At 67.8% G+C, this 14,762-nt stretch carries 16 protein-coding genes and 1 pseudogene; 10 read left to right on the top strand and 7 right to left on the bottom strand.

The window, feature by feature from the left end; translation table 11 throughout:
* Positions 1–7: 7 nt before the first annotated feature.
* Positions 8–1,007, bottom strand: a pseudogene (locus tag ACZLZQ_RS19960) (SDR family oxidoreductase).
* 181 nt (positions 1,008–1,188) lie between these two features.
* On the opposite strand from ACZLZQ_RS19960, the gene ACZLZQ_RS19955 reads away from it, so the two are divergent.
* The 5 genes from ACZLZQ_RS19955 (at position 1,189) to ACZLZQ_RS19935 (ending at position 3,875) form a co-directional block, all read left to right on the top strand.
* Positions 1,189–1,560 carry an AtpZ/AtpI family protein gene (locus ACZLZQ_RS19955; protein ID WP_472950861.1) on the top strand — a complete coding sequence of 124 codons (372 nt, stop codon included), beginning with the start codon at positions 1,189–1,191 and terminating at the stop codon, positions 1,558–1,560.
* An 88-nt stretch (positions 1,561–1,648) separates the two neighbouring features.
* On the top strand, positions 1,649–2,398 hold the full coding sequence (locus tag ACZLZQ_RS19950) for a F0F1 ATP synthase subunit A (protein ID WP_472934589.1): 750 nt from the start codon (positions 1,649–1,651) through the stop codon (positions 2,396–2,398).
* A 68-nt stretch (positions 2,399–2,466) separates the two neighbouring features.
* A complete protein-coding gene (locus ACZLZQ_RS19945; protein ID WP_188849331.1) occupies positions 2,467–2,694 on the top strand; it encodes a F0F1 ATP synthase subunit C in 228 nt (75 codons plus the stop codon).
* 72 nt (positions 2,695–2,766) lie between these two features.
* Entirely contained in the window at positions 2,767–3,381 is a 615-nt protein-coding gene (locus ACZLZQ_RS19940; protein ID WP_472950860.1) for a F0F1 ATP synthase subunit B, read from the top strand.
* 11 nt (positions 3,382–3,392) lie between these two features.
* The gene (locus ACZLZQ_RS19935; protein WP_472934587.1) at positions 3,393–3,875 is read left to right on the top strand and encodes a F0F1 ATP synthase subunit B; all 483 of its coding nucleotides are present in this window, start codon (positions 3,393–3,395) and stop codon (positions 3,873–3,875) included.
* Positions 3,876–4,170: 295 nt separating this feature from the next.
* Here ACZLZQ_RS19935 and rnhB read toward each other — a convergent pair whose 3' ends face one another.
* Entirely contained in the window at positions 4,171–4,836 is a 666-nt protein-coding gene (gene rnhB, locus ACZLZQ_RS19930) for a ribonuclease HII (protein ID WP_472950923.1), read from the bottom strand.
* A gap of 188 nt (positions 4,837–5,024) precedes the next feature.
* Positions 5,025–6,182 carry a PA0069 family radical SAM protein gene (locus tag ACZLZQ_RS19925; protein WP_472950859.1) on the bottom strand — a complete coding sequence of 386 codons (1,158 nt, stop codon included), beginning with the start codon at positions 6,180–6,182 and terminating at the stop codon, positions 5,025–5,027.
* A gap of 120 nt (positions 6,183–6,302) precedes the next feature.
* On the opposite strand from ACZLZQ_RS19925, the gene ACZLZQ_RS19920 reads away from it, so the two are divergent.
* Positions 6,303–6,836, top strand: a complete 534-nt coding sequence (locus tag ACZLZQ_RS19920; RefSeq protein WP_472934585.1) for a glycosyltransferase family protein — start codon at positions 6,303–6,305, stop codon at positions 6,834–6,836.
* A gap of 116 nt (positions 6,837–6,952) precedes the next feature.
* Here the strand turns inward: ACZLZQ_RS19920 and moaB are convergent, their stop codons facing one another.
* The 4 genes from moaB to ACZLZQ_RS19900 form a co-directional block, all read right to left on the bottom strand.
* Positions 6,953–7,504, bottom strand: a complete 552-nt coding sequence (gene moaB, locus ACZLZQ_RS19915) for a molybdenum cofactor biosynthesis protein B (protein ID WP_472950858.1) — start codon at positions 7,502–7,504, stop codon at positions 6,953–6,955.
* Positions 7,501–8,421 (bottom strand): 4-(cytidine 5'-diphospho)-2-C-methyl-D-erythritol kinase, encoded by a 921-nt coding sequence (locus tag ACZLZQ_RS19910; RefSeq protein WP_472950857.1) that lies wholly within the window; start codon positions 8,419–8,421, stop codon positions 7,501–7,503. The genes moaB and ACZLZQ_RS19910 overlap by 4 nt, the downstream gene beginning before the upstream one ends.
* A 5-nt stretch (positions 8,422–8,426) precedes the next feature.
* Positions 8,427–10,364 carry a tetratricopeptide repeat protein gene (locus tag ACZLZQ_RS19905; RefSeq protein WP_472950856.1) on the bottom strand — a complete coding sequence of 646 codons (1,938 nt, stop codon included), beginning with the start codon at positions 10,362–10,364 and terminating at the stop codon, positions 8,427–8,429.
* A 231-nt stretch (positions 10,365–10,595) separates the two neighbouring features.
* Complete coding sequence (locus tag ACZLZQ_RS19900) at positions 10,596–11,597, bottom strand: polyprenyl synthetase family protein (protein WP_472950855.1); 1,002 nt, start codon at positions 11,595–11,597, stop codon at positions 10,596–10,598.
* Between the two features lie 297 nt (positions 11,598–11,894).
* Between ACZLZQ_RS19900 and ACZLZQ_RS19895 the strand changes: the two genes are divergently transcribed.
* The 4 genes from ACZLZQ_RS19895 (at position 11,895) to ACZLZQ_RS19880 (ending at position 14,639) form a co-directional block, all read left to right on the top strand.
* A complete protein-coding gene (locus tag ACZLZQ_RS19895) occupies positions 11,895–12,116 on the top strand; it encodes a putative signal transducing protein (protein WP_472934580.1) in 222 nt (73 codons plus the stop codon).
* A gap of 121 nt (positions 12,117–12,237) precedes the next feature.
* Positions 12,238–13,038, top strand: a complete 801-nt coding sequence (locus ACZLZQ_RS19890) for a tRNA1(Val) (adenine(37)-N6)-methyltransferase (protein ID WP_472950854.1) — start codon at positions 12,238–12,240, stop codon at positions 13,036–13,038.
* 449 nt (positions 13,039–13,487) lie between these two features.
* A complete protein-coding gene (locus ACZLZQ_RS19885) occupies positions 13,488–14,354 on the top strand; it encodes a S49 family peptidase (protein ID WP_472950853.1) in 867 nt (288 codons plus the stop codon).
* A 102-nt stretch (positions 14,355–14,456) separates the two neighbouring features.
* Positions 14,457–14,639: a hypothetical protein gene (locus ACZLZQ_RS19880; protein WP_472934577.1), complete on the top strand. Its 183-nt coding sequence runs from the start codon at positions 14,457–14,459 to the stop codon at positions 14,637–14,639.
* The last annotated feature ends 123 nt before the right edge of the window (positions 14,640–14,762 follow it).

Below are 14,762 nucleotides of genomic sequence, written 5' to 3'. Positions count from 1 at the left end.
CTGCAGATCAGGCGGGCTGGCCGTTGCCGCCCGTCGCGCCAAAAATCTGTCCGGTTGAGAAGCTCAGTGAGGGATCGGCGGCGGCAACGTAGAGACCGGCGATCTCGGCCGGCTGGCCCGCCCGACCCATCGGCGAATCGCTGCCGAAGCTCTTCAGCTTCTCCGGCGTCGCGCCGCCGCTGACCTGCAGCGGCGTCCAGAACGGGCCGGGCGCCACCGCATTGACGCGGATTCCCTTTGGCGCCAGCTGTTTCGCCATACCCTTGGTGAAGTTCAACACCGCCGCACGCGTCATCGCGTAGTCGATGATGTCCTCCGACGGGTTGCCGGCCTGCTCTGACGAGGTGTTCACGATGACGGCACCCGCCTGCATCCGTGCGACCGCCGCCTTGGTCAGCCAGAACGGCGCGTAAACATTGGTCTTCATCGTGTCGTCAAAATCCTGCGAGGAGATCGCCGCGATCTCCGGCCGGGTCTGCTGGCGCGCAGCGTTGTTGACGAGGGATGTCGAGCCCGCCGAGCTTCTCCGCAGCTTCCGCGACGAGGCGTTGGCAGAAGGCCTCGTCCCGGAGATCGCCGGGGATCGCCACGGCCTTGCGGCCCTCGGCCTCGATCAGGGCGATGACTTCCTTGGCGTCCGGCTCCTCGACCGGCAGGTAGTTGATCGCGACGTCGGCGCCCTCGCGGGCATAGGCGATCGCCGCGGCCCGGCCAATGCCGCTGTCGCCGCCGGTGATCAGCGCCTTCTTGCCGGCAAGACGCCCGGATCCCTTGTAGCTGGTCTCGCCGTGGTCTGGACGCGGGTTCATCTTGGAGGCAAGGCCCGGCCAGGGCTGCATCTCCACGGGATAAGGCGGCTTCGGATAGGCGGCAGCCGCGGGCGTGGCGGCGGTTGCGGCACCGCCACTCTGCTGCGCGGACGCGCTGCCGGTGGCGCCGAGGGTGACGACGGCGCCGGCGGTAAGCGCTGCGCCGGTGAGGAAGGTGCGACGGGTGGTATCGGTCATGACAGGTCTCCTTGTTGCGAGACTAAGGCGGCCTGTTTGGGGATGGTTCCGGGCAACAACCCTCTGTACGGCCTCGACGGCTCGCGACTTTGGCGGAGCGGAGAAACGGATCGCGACGGCGGCACCGCTTGAATCCCCGCCCGACCTGCCGTCTTGATGGCCGAACGAATCGAGGACAGGCATGAACGACAGAGAAACCGATCCGGTGTCCCCCGCCGAGTGGCAGGCACGGCGCGAGGCGCTGGCCGAGAAGCTGGAAAAGCAGAAGGTGAAGGCCGGCCTCGTCAAGCCGACGCCCGCCACCGGCCTGCGCGGCGCGGCCGACGGCATGAAGCTTGCCAGCGAGTTCGTCGCCGGCATCCTCGCCGGGGCCGGCATCGGCTATCTCCTCGACCGCATCGCCGGCACCGGGCCTTTTGGCCTCATCGTGTTCCTGATTCTCGGCTTCGTCGCGGGCGTCCTCAACGTCCTTCGATCGGTCGGAAAAACCGCCCCGGCCCCGACGAGCGTTCCGAAAGACGCCACAAATCGCGAGAATCGCCCTTTGGAATGACCGAAGGGGGTGTTGCCCTCCGCAGCCTCAGACGCTATGGCAATGCGGCCCGGCGACGGGACGCTGGGATGCAAGAGGGCTACATAGTTTGGCGAACGATCCGCTCCACCAATTCGTGATTCAGCCCATCGTGCCGATCGAAATCGGCGGGCTGCATTTCGATTTCACGAATTCGGCGCTGTACATGGTCGCGACCGTCGCGGTGGCCTCGGCCTTCCTCTACTGGTCGACGTCCGGCAAGGCTTTGGTGCCCGGCCGCGCGCAGTCGATGGCGGAGATGTCCTACGAGTTCATCGCCAACATGCTGCGCGACTCCGCCGGCACGTCCGGCATGCGCTTCTTCCCGCTGGTGTTCTCGCTGTTCATGTTCGTGTTGGTGGCCAACCTCCTCGGCATGTTCCCCTACTTCTTCACCGTCACCAGCCACATCATCGTCACCTTCGCCTTGGCGATCGTGGTGATCGGCACGGTCGTGGTCTACGGCATCGCCAAGCACGGCCTGTCCTGGTTCAAGCTCTTCGTGCCGACCGGCGTGCCGATGCTGATCCTGCCCTTCGTCGTGCTGATCGAGGTCATCTCGTTCCTGTCGCGTCCGATTTCGCTCTCGGTTCGTCTCTTCGCCAACATGCTGGCGGGCCATATCACGCTGAAGGTCTTCGCCGGCTTCGTGGTGTCGCTCGGCGCCCTCGGCGCGGTCGGCATCGGCGGCGCGATCCTTCCCCTGATCATGACGGTCGCCCTTACAGGCCTTGAATTCCTGGTCGCATTCCTGCAGGCCTACGTCTTCGCGGTCTTGACCTGCATGTACCTCAACGATGCGGTCCATCCTCATCATTGAACCCCCAAGACGCCGCGTCCCCCCGGGGTCGTGACTTCCCACCGCACGTTCCACCAAAGGAGATTACCATGGACGCGGAAGCTGCAAAGTACATCGGTGCCGGCCTCGCATGCTTCGGCATGGCCGGAACGGCCCTCGGCCTCGGCAACATGTTCGCTGCCTACCTCTCGGGCGCCCTGCGCAACCCGTCGGCTGCTGACGGCCAGTTCGGCCGCCTGATCTTCGGCTTCGCGGTGACGGAAGCGCTCGGCATCTTCTCGCTGCTGGTCGCGCTGCTCCTCCTCTTCGCGGTCTAATCAGACCCGTCGAGACCGTTTTCCCAGCCGCCCCGACCATGGGGCGGCTGGTTCCTTCCGTCGGAGAGACAGATGTTCGTCACTGAAGCGCAGGCACAAACCGCAGAGCCGACGGTGGGCACCGCTCCCATCGCAGCACAGCCTCCGGTCGAGCACGGCGCACACACGGAAGTCGCCGGTGACGGCGAGCATGGCGTCGGCGTCTTCCCGCCGATGGACACCACCTATTTCCCTTCCCAGCTGCTCTGGCTGGCGATCACTTTCGGCTTGTTCTACTGGGTCCTGCAGAAGGCCATCCTGCCGCGCATCGGCGCCATCATCGAGAATCGCCGCGACCGGATCGCGCTCGACCTCGACGCCGCCGGCAAGATGAAGACCGATGCGGACGAGGCCATGGCCGCCTACCAGCAGGAACTGACCGCCGCCCGCGAGCGCTCGCACCTCATTGCCACCGCCGCGCGCGACACCGCCAAGGTGGATGCCGAGGCTGAACGTGCCCGCATCGAGGCCTCGCTGGACGAGAAGCTCAACGCCGCGCAGACCCGGATCGACGAGATCAAGCGCCGCGCGCTCGCCGATGTCGGCGCCATCGCCGAAGAGGCAACCGCGGAAATCCTCGCTGCCGTTGCCCGTCTCGACGTACCGCGCGAAGAAGTCGCTGGCGCCGTGCGCGCCGTGCGCAGCTAAGGAGACCGGCGTTGGACAACACATTCTGGGCCCTCGTCGCCCTCATCATCTTCCTGCTCGTCGTCGCCTACTTCAAGGTGCCGGGGATGATCGCCAAGGCGCTCGACGCGCGTTCGGCGAAGATCCGTTCGGACATCGAGGAAGCCCGCGCCCTTAAGGAAGAAGCCAAGCAGCAGCTCGCCGAATACCAGCGTCGTCGCCACGACGCCGAGATCGAAGCCCGCGAGATCGTTGCCGGTGCGCAGCGCGAGGCTGACGGCCTGCTCGAAGAGGCCCGCGTCAAGAGCGAGGAATACATCACCCGCCGCTCCGCCATGGCCGAGACCAAGATCGCCCAAGCCGAGGTTGACGCAATCACCGAGGTCCGCCGCTCCGCCGTCGACATCGCCGTCGCCGCCGCCACGCGGATCCTCGCCGAGCGCAGCCAGAACGGCACCGAAAGCGCTCGCTTCGTCGACGAGGCGATCGGCGACGTCCGCCAGCGCCTCAACTAGGCTCAGCTTTCCGCAGTGATCGAACGCCGCTCCGAGAGGGGCGGCGTTTTTGTTTGGGTGGATTGTCGGCAGTTGGTCGACGCTTCCACTGACGGCAGCAAAGCTTCTGAAATCGTTCGACATGACAGGGTGCGGCCGCTCGCCTCCCTCTGCCCTGCTGGGCATCTCCCCTTCAAGGGGGGGAGATCGGCAGTCGCGGCGCTGGCGATGATCGATCTCCCCACCTGCGGGGGAGATGGCCGGCAGGCCAGAGGGGGGTGCGTGCGCCGCCAACCTGCCGAATTACCCGCAGCACCTACACCAGCAGCAGTTCGCCCTGGCGGATCGGGCTGAAAGTCATGCGGTGGAAGACGCAAGGGCCGTGCGTCAGCAGCGCGGCGAGGTGCTGCGGTGTGCCGTAGCCCATGTGCTGGCTGAAGCCGTAGGCGGGGTAGCGCGCGCAGACCCGCGCCATCATCCGGTCCCGCGTCACCTTGGCGACGATCGATGCAGCGGCGATGGACAGGCAGCGCGCATCGCCCTTCACCACGGCCGTCGCGCGCAGTCTGAGGGACGGCGGAACGTCATTGCCATCGATCAGCGCATGGCATGGCGGCTGCGCGAGACCGCCCTCCGCCCGCCGCATGGCCAAAAGCGTCGCCTGACGGATGTTGACGCGGTCGATCTCGGCCGAACTCGCCGACCCGATGGACACGGTGGCGACCCGCAGGATGTCGGTGAACAACCGCTCGCGATCGTCAGCGCCAAGCTTCTTGGAATCGTTCAGCCCATCGGGGATCTGCTGGGGATCGAGGATCACCGCCGCGGCGACGACGGGCCCCGCCAGGGGGCCCCTTCCCGCCTCGTCGATTCCCGCCACGAAGCGTGCACCCCGCTCGAACCTCTCGGTCTCGATGCGGAAATCCGGCACCACGACGAGCGTAGGCAAAGAAGCGGGAGAATCGGAGGGTCGGCGAGCCATGGTGCGGCCAGACTCGCGCATTCTCCGATTCTCCACAAGGCTCGGTGTCGCTCCGGGGTGAGAACGCACCGAGCGTCGCCGGCCCAAGGGGGCGGCCGGCGATGTCGTAGCCCTGCCTCAGCCCCCTCGGGACATCGCTGGGCTTATTTGATCACGCCGGAGCCCGCAGGCCACGACGCCTTCAAGTCTCAGAGCAACGACAGCTGCACACCCGCCTGCCGCGGCGGGGTGAAGAGGTCGGTGCGCAGCTGCGGACGGGTCTCGTTCAGCCCAAGCCTCTTCACCGCGATCTCGAACCGCCGCTTGATCTGGAAAGCGTAAGGCCCGGTGCCCTTCAGCCGCTTGCCCCACTCGGCATCGTAGTCCTTGCCGTCGCGCATCGAGCGCAGCAGGGACAGGACGTGCCGGTAGCGATCGGGATAGTGCGTCAGCAGCCAGTCCTTGAAGATCGGGCTGACCTCCAGCGGCAGGCGCAGGAGGACGTAGCCGACGTGCTTGGCCCCCGCCGTGACGGCGGCATCGAGCAGGCGCTCGATCTCGTGGTCGGTGAGGCCCGGAATGATCGGCGCCGTCATCACCATGGTCGGGATCCCCGCTTCGCTCAGCGCCTTCACCGCCTCCAGTCGCTTCGCGGGCGTTGCCGCCCGCGGCTCCATCGCCCGCGCCAGCGTGCGGTCGAGCGTCGTGATCGACAGGGCAACCCGCGCGAGGCCCTTGGCGGCCATGCGGGAGAGAATGTCGATGTCGCGGGTGACGAGCGATGACTTGGTGACGATGCCGACCGGATGGTTCGCCGCCTCCAGCACCTCCAGCACCTCGCGCATGATCTTCCAGCTCTTCTCGATCGGCTGGTAGGGATCGGTGTTCGTGCCGATGGCGATCGAGCGCGGCTCGTAGCCCGGCTTGGCCAACTCACGCTCGAGCAGCTCAGCAGCGTTCGGCTTGGCGAAGAGTTTTGATTCGAAATCGAGCCCCGGCGACATGCCCATATAGGCATGCGTCGGCCGGGCGAAGCAGTAGACGCAGCCGTGCTCGCAGCCGCGATAGGGGTTGATCGAGCGGTCGAACGAGATGTCGGGCGAGGAATTGCGGGTGATGATGGTCTTCGGCTTCTCGACCTGCACGTCGGTCTTGAACGCCGGCAGCTCCTCCAGCGAGTTCCAGCCGTCGTCGTAGGCGCTGCGCGCGAAGGGCTCGAAGCGACCCGTCGGGTTGACCCCGGCGCCGCGGCCCCGCCGCCGCTCGAAGCCGACCCGGAGGCCGGATTCGGCGATGATGTGGTTGGCGATGTCGACGCCGTTCGGCGAAGCGAAGGCAGCGCGGTCTGCGGTGATGACGTCCTGCATGGGAAACCTTCCGAACGTTCGTTCAGCTGTGACCTAAAACCTAGGATTCCGATGAGAACATTACAAGAACAAAATACACCGTGGCTGGCGAGGGCGCGACAGATCGGCTAGAGCGGTGACATGCTCACCGTGCTCATCGACGCCGCAGAAGACCCGAACGGGCTTGCCCTCACGCTCTCCACCCTCGTTGCGGGGGCGGTCGAAGGGCTGGTGCGCGAGGTGGTGGTGATCGACCGCGGGCTCGACGACGCGACGCGCAAGGTCGCCGACCACGCGGGCTGCCGCATCGTCTCGGGCGAGACGCTGCCGGCGATCGTCGGGGCGGCGAAGGGCGACTGGCTGCTGCTGCTGGAAACCGGCTCACGGCTGTCGCTCGACTGGATCGACTCGGTCAACGCGCATATCGGCGAGGTCGAGTTGCAGGCGAAGACGCCCCGCGCCGCCCGCTTCTCGCGCGCCCCGCGCGATCGCCAGAGCTTTCTCGCCCGCTTCACCGGCCGCCGCACGGCGCTTGTCGAGGGCCTCCTTCTGACGAAGACGCAGGCCCGCGGGCCCGCCAGCCGCAGCGCGACGCTCGAGGATATCGGCAAGGGCCTCGCCACATCAGCGCTGGAGGCGACGATCCGGCCGCGGCAGCGGACGCGCCGGTCCTAATCACCAGGTTCGGTCGCCGAGCGGAAGGCTCGAGCCAGCTCCGTCGATGAAGACGGCTCCCCTATGACCCTCTTCCGATGGGATGAGTCCACCCCATCGGAAGCTGATCCGCTGGTCTACGAAGAGGTCGCTTCGCCCGCTCCACGGCGCAGGTGCTCGTCGAGGCGCGGCATGATCTCGACGAAGTTGCAGGGCTTGTGCCGGTAGTCGAGCTGGGCGGCGAGGATCAGGTCCCAGCCATCGCGGCAGGCGCCGGGCGAGCCCGGCAGCACGAAGACGAAGGTGGAATTCACCACGCCGCCGGTCGCCCGCGACTGGATCGTCGAGACGCCGATCTTCTCGAAAGAGACGCGGTGGAAGATCGCCGAGAACCCGTCCATCCGCTTCTCGAAGATCGGCTCCAGCGCCTCCGGCGTCACGTCTCGGCCGGTGAAGCCGGTGCCGCCGGTGGTGATGACGACGTCGATGGCGGCATCCCTCGACCAGGCGAGAACCGTCTCGCGAATGGCGCCGACGTCGTCCGGCACGATCTTCCGGTCCGCCAGATGATGTCCGGCCGCCGTCAGCCGGTCGGCGAGCGTCGCGCCCGACTTGTCGTCGTCAAGGCTCCTTGTGTCGGAAACCGTCAGCACGGCGATCGACAGCGGCAGGAAACTTCTCTCGGTCATCTCGGTCTCTCCTGAAGGCTTGCCGGCTTCAACCGCGTGGCGACGACCCACCAGTCCGGCTGGACGGCAGCAATGGCATCGGCAGCCACTTGCGCCGATGCCACTGTATCGAACAGGCCGAACACCGTCGCGCCGGAGCCGGACATCCGCTGCAGAACCGCCCCGGCCTGCCGCAGCGCCGCCGCGGCCTCGGCGATCACCGGCACCAGCGCCATCGCCGGCGGCTCGAGGTCGTTGCGGGTTTCACGGAGATAGGCGGCGAGCGCCTCGAGGCCTGCGAACCCTCCCGCCGGCAGCGGCGGCAGCGGCGGGTTGGCGCGAACGTCGAGGGCGCGAAAAACATCGGGCGTCGAGACGGCGATGCCGGGATTGACGAGGACGCAATCGATTTCGGGGAAACCGGCGAGCGGCTTCCCGACCTCGCCGACACCTTCGACGAGCGCCGGGACACCGTCGAGGCACATCGGCACGTCGGCGCCGAGCGACAGCGCCGCCCGGCGCAGCGGCTCGCGCAAAGCGGGAGCGGCCGAAACCACCCGCGCCAGCACCGCGGCGGCATCCGCCGAGCCGCCGCCGATGCCGGAGGCCACCGGCAGCCGCTTGTCGAGGTGAACCGCGACGGGGGCGAGCGTCATGCCCGCCTCCGCAGCGACGGCGCGGGCGGCGGCAAGCGCCTTCAGGATAATGTTGTCGTGCGGCGCGCAGGCGCCCAGCACGGCGGCATAGCGGCCGGTGATTTCGAGGCTATCGGCATCCGCCGGGGCAAAGCTCAGGCTGTCGCCGATCTCGGCAAAGGCGACGAGGCTCGACAGGCTGTGGTAGCCGTCCGCGCGCTGCCCGGTGACGTGCAGCGCGAGGTTGATCTTGGCGGAAGCCGGCAGGTCGCGGCCGGACAGGCGGACGCGAGGCTGCGTCATGCCTGTCAGTTCGGCGTGGCGCCAGCGGGCGCCGGCACGGCACCGGGCGCCGGCGCGGCGTCGGGCGCCGGTGCGGCCTTCGGTGCCGGCGTGGCGTTCGGTGCCGGCGTGGAGTTCGGTGCCGGCGTGGCGTTCGGTGCCGGCATGGCCTTGGGGTCGGCCTTGGCCGGCTGCGCCTTCGTCGGCCCGCCAGCGCTCATGTCCGCCTTGCGGTCATCCGCCGGCAAACCGTCCTTGATCTTGGCCTCGATCTTGGCGACCTCCTCCGGCTCGGGCTTCGGATCGCCGACCAGGGCGCGGGCCCACTGGAAGCGCGCCTCCCGCTCGCGGCCGACGCGCCAGTAGGCATCGCCGAGATGGTCGTTGATGGTCGGGTCCACCGGCGTGATCAGCACCGCCCGCTCCAGCTGCTCGACCGCGTCGTCATAGCGCGCGAGCCGGAAATAGGCCCAGCCGAGCGAATCGATGATGTAGCCGTCATTGGGGCGCAGATCGACGGCGGTCTTGATCATGCCGAGACCCTTGTCGAGGTTGCGGTTCATGTCGACCCAGGAATAGCCGAGATAGTTCAACACCTGCGGCTGGTTGGGCGAGAGCTCCAGCGCCTTGTTAAAGTCCGGCTCGGCCTTGTCCCACTGCTTCAGCCGCTCGTTGGCGATGCCGCGCTTGTAGTAGAGGTTCCAGGTCTCTTCCTTGCGCTCGACGGCGAGCGTCACCGCCTTGTCCAGCACCTTGGCCGCCTCGCCGTACTCCTTGTCGGCGGCGACGACATCGGCAAGCGCCAGATAGGCCTGCAGGTCGTCGGGATAGGTCTCGACGGCACGGCGCAGATGCGCCTTCGCCTCGTCCTTGCGCTCGGCGGTGTACATGTCGAGGCCGATCTGCAGCTCGGCCGTGCGGCGGAACGCCGAATCCTGCGGGATCTGCTGGTAGAAAGCGATAGCGTCGTCGAGCCGCTTGGAGCGCTCGGCAATGCCGGCGAGCGCGGTCAGGAGGCCGGGATTGTTCGGCGCCAGCGTCCGAGCGAGCTGGAAATAGAGGATTGCCACCTGCTGGCCTTCGCCGCGGTTGATCGCCTGGCCGAGAATGTAGAGCGTCTCCGCCGCGCCTTGCTGAACACTGGCGATCGACGGCGCGATCTTCTCGTCCTTCTCGATGCGGCCCTTCAGGTCAAGCAGCGGATCGTAGTTCTCGGCAAGGTCGAGCCCGCGGGCGAGCGCGGCGAGCGCCGCGTCCTTCTTGCCCGCGCCGATCTCCAGCCGCGCCAAAGCTTCGGCCGAGGCGAGATAGGCGTCGGGCGAGGTCTGCGCATTGGCCTTGTCGTCGAGCACCTTGGCAAAGAACGTCCGGGCCGCATCCGTCTTGCCGCCGAAGCTGGCGATCAGGCCGGACTGGTAGTTGTTGAAGATCGGGTACCACTCGGCCCCGTCCAACTCCTTCAAGCGCGCCAGCGCATCGTCGAACTTCTGATTGCCGGCATCGGCCCAGGCCGACAGCTGGCCGAGCAGCAGCGCATCGAGATCGCTCGGGTTGACGATGTCGAACTCGGCCATCGCCGGCTCGAACTTGCTCTGTTTCAGGAAATCGACGCCGAGCGCGATGCGGGCCACCTTGCCGGCATCGGGCGCATCGCGCAGCTTGGCGGCGAGATCGATGCCCTCGCGGAACTGGCCGGCGGCGAGAAAGGCGAACATTGCCTCCTGCTGCAGCATCTCAGAGGTCGGGTCGAGGTCCAGTGCCTGGCCGAAATAGCCGGTGGAGGCGTTGAGATCGCCGTCGATCTGCGCCGACTTCGCCGCCAGATACGCTCCGGAGAGCGACTGGATCAGCGGCGGCTGCACGATCGCCGCGGGCTTCGGCGTCTCGGTGCCGGCGGCATGGGCGGCGGGCACGGCGGCGGCGCTGAGCGCGAGGACGAGGGCAAGCCGGGAAATACGCTGCACGAGGAAATCCTTTGATGGGCGGATATCGTCTGGCCGGCTGCCGGGTTCTGCCCGGCCTCGCCTGCTGCGATTCGATCGAATGGCCCGCCACGCCGAAGACGCGGCCATTGCTCTCATTGTTCTGTTAGAATGACCATATTGCGACCGTTTCGCCAGAGCCGGCCGATCAGGCCGCGCGCACGTCTGCGTTGACCACCGGTCCCGGCGGCGCATCCCCGCCGGAAAACCGTGTCAGTTGACCCGGTCGATGCAGAATTCCACGACGTCGATCAGCGCATCCCGGCTCGGCGAGCGCGGCAGCGCAGCGGCCGCCGCATAGGCGATCTCGCCGAAGCCGCGGGCGCGCTCGATGGTCGCCTCGATCGCGCCGTGCCGGTCAAGGAGCCGCTTGGCCTCGGCGAGCGCGGTATCGTCGTTGACACCCTGCTCCATCGAGTCCCGCCAGAACGCCTGCTCCGCAGTGTCGCCCTGACCGTAAGCGAGGATCACCGGCAGCGTGATCTTGCCCTCGCGGAAATCGTCGCCGGTGTTCTTGCCGAGCGCGCTCGCCGTGCCGCGATAGTCGAGCACATCGTCGAACAGCTGGAAGGCAAGGCCGAGATTGAGCCCGTAAGCGCGCATGGACGCCCGCGCCTCCGGCCCGGCCTCGGCGATCACCGGACCGACTTCGGTCGCGGCCGAGAACAGCGCGGCGGTCTTCGCGCCGATCACCTGGAGGTAATCGGCCTCCGTCGTCGTCATCTTCTTGGCCGCCGACAGCTGCCAGACCTCGCCCTCGGCGATCACCGCCGAGGCCCGCGACAGAATGTCGAGCGCGTCGAGCGAGCCGACCTCGACCATCATCTTGAAGGCCTGGCCGAGCAGGAAGTCGCCGACGAGGACACTCGCCTGGTTGCCCCAGATCATCCGCGCCGTCTGCTTGCCGCGGCGCAAATCACTCTCGTCGACGACGTCGTCGTGCAGCAGCGTCGCCGTGTGCATGAACTCGACGCTGGCCGCGAGCTTCACATGGTCGGCGCCGCGATAGCCGTAGGCGAGCGCGGAGGCGATGGTCAGCATCGGCCGAAGCCGCTTGCCGCCGGACGAGATGAGATGCTCGGCGATCTCGGGAATCAGGGCGACATTCGACCCGGCCATCGACAGGATCAGCGCATTGACCTTGCCCATGTCGGGCGCGGTCAGCTGGACGATCGGGTCGATTGATGCTCTGGCGGACGCCCTAGCGGACGCCATGTCGGATGTCTCCCGGACGGGGCTGGCAACACTCACGAGGGTTCACTCCGTTGGTTGCGGCAGGACTAAACACGGTCGGGCGTGCCCGGCAAGCCGGTAGATGGGGTTTGCGCCGCCAAGGGAAAGGCTGCGTCGCTGCGACGCCGCATCGCAAAGCGCGAGGTCCGGCCGAAAAGCGGCGCTCGGGATTGCTGCAGGCGCGTGCCGGATGCCATATCGTCGGCTTCGGCGGCGCGGCACCCGCCTGAAAGGCCCGACATCGACGGATGCGGGCGATGAGGCAAGGAAAAGCAGCGGATGATCGAACTGATGCGGTCCAACGACCCCGTGCTGATCTCCTTCGTCGGGTCGCTGTTGCGGGATGCCGAGATCGAGCATTTCGTCGCAGACGAGCACATGAGCATTCTCGACGGCTCGATCGGCGCACTGCCGCGGCGCGTGATGATCGACGAGGAACAGGTCGACCAGGCCCGCCGGCTCCTGCGCGATGCCGATCTCGGCCATGAACTCTCCCGCTGAAATTTTGGGTGCGCCGGCTGGAACGGCGGGTGCGCCGGTTGGAACCGCCGGCGTGCCAGCGGGCGTAGACAACGCCGAGAGCGCCTGCGCGAGTCCGGAAGGCTTGAACTCTGACGGATTGATGCCTGCAGCCGAAAAATCCGGTGGCCCCGCGGGCACCACGCTCGACGCCTTCTACGCCGGCCGGTTCCATCTGTTGCAGCCGTCCGGCTTCGGTTTCCGCGCCGGACTGGACGCACTGCTGCTGGCAGCAAGCCTCCCGCCGGACCGCGCGGGCAAGGCCGCCGATCTCGGCGCCGGCGCCGGCACCGCCGGTTTTGCCGCGGCCGTGCGCTGCCCGCGCCTCGACCTGACCCTCGTCGAGAATCAGCCGGTCATGGCGGATCTGGCGCGCCGCTCCCTCGCCCTCGCCGAGAACGCCGAGCACTCGCCCCGCCTCGCCGTCGTCGAGGCCGATCTTCTCGCCGGGCGCGGCTCGCGTCTTGCCGCGGGGCTCGGCGACGGCACTTTCGCCACCGTCCTCACCAACCCGCCCTTCCACCCCGCCGGCGGGCGTGCCTCGACCGACCGCCTGCGCGAAACCGCCCGCGGCATGCCGGACGACGGCTTCCTCACCGCCTGGATCCGCATTGCGGCGGCCCTTCTCGAAACCGGCGGCCTGTTCGCCATGGTCGCCCGGCCGGTCAACCTTCAAGAGATCCTCGCGGCCGTGCCGAACCGGCTCGGCGATGTCCGCATTCTTCCGGTCCACAGCCATGCCGACCGCCCGGCCAACCGCATCCTCGTCCACGCCCGCAAGGCCTCGCGGGCCCCGCTATCGCTGCTGCCACCGGCGATCCTGCACGGCGGCGACGGCGCGCTGACCGAGATCGGCACCGGCATCGGCATGGGCTCCGCCTGGATCAACCTGGGACTCACCTGAGCGAGCTGGCGCGAAGCGGGTAACCCGTCCCCAAATCCTCCGACACCGACGAGCCTAGTTCTAGCGCTCCGGCATGGGTCCCCGCCCTTCGGGCGAGGATGACGACGGGAGGGGTGTCGCGACTTGCGGCATCTAGGTTTTAGGAAGCGGGTTGCCGTGGATGAACGCCCGGCCGTTCTGTGCGCTGACGCGGCCCTCCGACCGCCGCCCTCCGACCTCTCCAGCCGCCGCCCCCTCTCCGGTCGTCATCCTCGCCCGCAGGGCGGGGACCCATGCCATCGCCCCAAGCGCACCATTTTCGCTGCAGGATCGGCATCCCGCCCCGAACCTCTATCCAAATCGAAAGCGGCTCATCCGGCACCAGATCACCCCTTCATTCCCCTACCTTTGCCAACAGCCCCGCGGCTTCCCATATCCAGGCTCTGATCCCCATCGAGAGGCTGAGCCGCGTGGCGTTCCCGTTCCAGAAATATCTTCCGAAACGCTTCCGGTCGGATGCCCTGACGGTGCCGGTGGTCCGCTTGAGCGGGGCGATCATGGCGGGGTCCGGGCCGCTGCGGCAGACGCTGTCGCTGGCCTCGACCGCCTCCCTCCTGGACAAGGCCTTCGCCATGAAGAAGGCGCCGGCGGTGGCGATCGTCATCAACTCGCCCGGCGGCTCGCCGGTGCAGTCGCGGCTGATCTACAAGCGGATCCGGGATCTTGCGGCCGAGAAGAACAAGAAGGTGCTGGTGTTCGTCGAGGATGTCGCGGCGTCCGGCGGCTACATGATCGCGTGCGCCGGCGACGAGATCATCGCCGACCCCTCCTCGATCGTCGGCTCGATCGGCGTCGTCTCCGGCGGCTTTGGCTTCGTCGATCTTCTGGACAAGCTCGGCATCGAGCGCCGGGTGCACACGTCGGGCACCAACAAGGCGACGCTCGACCCCTTTAAGCCGGAGCGGCCGGAGGATGTCGCCCATCTCCTGGCGCTGCAGGCCGAGGTGCACGAAACCTTCATCGACCTCGTTAGAAACGCCCGCGGCAGCCGCCTCGCCGATCATCCCGACCTCTTCACCGGCCTGTTCTGGTCGGGCAAGCGCGGGCTGGAGCTTGGTCTCGTCGACAGCCTTGGCGACCTCCGCTCGGTGCTCCACGCCCGCTTCGGCGAGAAGGTGAAACCGGTGCTGATCAGCCAGAACCGCGGCCTCTTCGGCCGCCGGGCGGCCACGGGCGTCACGACCGGGCTCGATCCGGCGCGGATCGGGGCCGGCGCCGTCGCGGAGTTCGGCGCGCTGGCCGAGGAGCGCGGCCTCTGGTCGCGCTACGGCTTGTAACCTGCGGAGAAAGGCGCCGGCGCATCCGGCGTCCCCGCCCGGCGCTTTACTTGCGCCCGATCGCGGCTCATAGTTTTCGGACCCGTCACCATGGTCGATCTGATGCCCCAATTCATCCTTCTCAGCCTCGTCGGGGCCGCCGCCGTCTACGGCTTCAAGCAGTTGAAGCGCGAGGCCGTCCGCGTCACCGAGCGCAACCGGCGCTCCGAGGCCGAAAGCCAAAGCGGTGCGCAGGGCACACTGGTGCGCGACGCCGACGGCATCTACCGCCTCAAGCGCGACTGAGCCGTCCGGCCGGGACTGGCTGGCGTCTGGCTCTCAGCCTCTTCTGGTGCCGAAGCGCTTGACGCTCGCGGCCGGCGCATGGCACTCGCGCAGCACCTTCCCCCGCCGCATCCCCCGGGGACC

Source organism: Mesocryomonas lacus (assembly GCF_055730105.2).
Note: the sequence above shows the minus strand (reverse complement) of the source record. Positions and strands in the feature narration are given on the sequence as shown.

What these genes read in the sequence shown, in the direction of transcription:
- ACZLZQ_RS19955 (WP_472950861.1), top strand. Translation starts at nt 1,189, where the DNA reads ATGAACGACAGAGAAACCGATCCGGTGTCCCCCGCCGAGTGGCAGGCA.
- ACZLZQ_RS19945 (WP_188849331.1), top strand. Translation starts at nt 2,467, where the DNA reads ATGGACGCGGAAGCTGCAAAGTACATCGGTGCCGGCCTCGCATGCTTC.
- ACZLZQ_RS19940 (WP_472950860.1), top strand. Translation starts at nt 2,767, where the DNA reads ATGTTCGTCACTGAAGCGCAGGCACAAACCGCAGAGCCGACGGTGGGC.
- rnhB (WP_472950923.1), bottom strand. Translation starts at nt 4,836, where the DNA reads ATGGCTCGCCGACCCTCCGATTCTCCCGCTTCTTTGCCTACGCTCGTC.
- ACZLZQ_RS19925 (WP_472950859.1), bottom strand. Translation starts at nt 6,182, where the DNA reads ATGCAGGACGTCATCACCGCAGACCGCGCTGCCTTCGCTTCGCCGAAC.
- ACZLZQ_RS19920 (WP_472934585.1), top strand. Translation starts at nt 6,303, where the DNA reads ATGCTCACCGTGCTCATCGACGCCGCAGAAGACCCGAACGGGCTTGCC.
- moaB (WP_472950858.1), bottom strand. Translation starts at nt 7,504, where the DNA reads ATGACCGAGAGAAGTTTCCTGCCGCTGTCGATCGCCGTGCTGACGGTT.
- ACZLZQ_RS19910 (WP_472950857.1), bottom strand. Translation starts at nt 8,421, where the DNA reads ATGACGCAGCCTCGCGTCCGCCTGTCCGGCCGCGACCTGCCGGCTTCC.
- ACZLZQ_RS19900 (WP_472950855.1), bottom strand. Translation starts at nt 11,597, where the DNA reads ATGGCGTCCGCTAGGGCGTCCGCCAGAGCATCAATCGACCCGATCGTC.
- ACZLZQ_RS19895 (WP_472934580.1), top strand. Translation starts at nt 11,895, where the DNA reads ATGATCGAACTGATGCGGTCCAACGACCCCGTGCTGATCTCCTTCGTC.
- ACZLZQ_RS19890 (WP_472950854.1), top strand. Translation starts at nt 12,238, where the DNA reads ATGCCTGCAGCCGAAAAATCCGGTGGCCCCGCGGGCACCACGCTCGAC.
- ACZLZQ_RS19880 (WP_472934577.1), top strand. Translation starts at nt 14,457, where the DNA reads ATGCCCCAATTCATCCTTCTCAGCCTCGTCGGGGCCGCCGCCGTCTAC.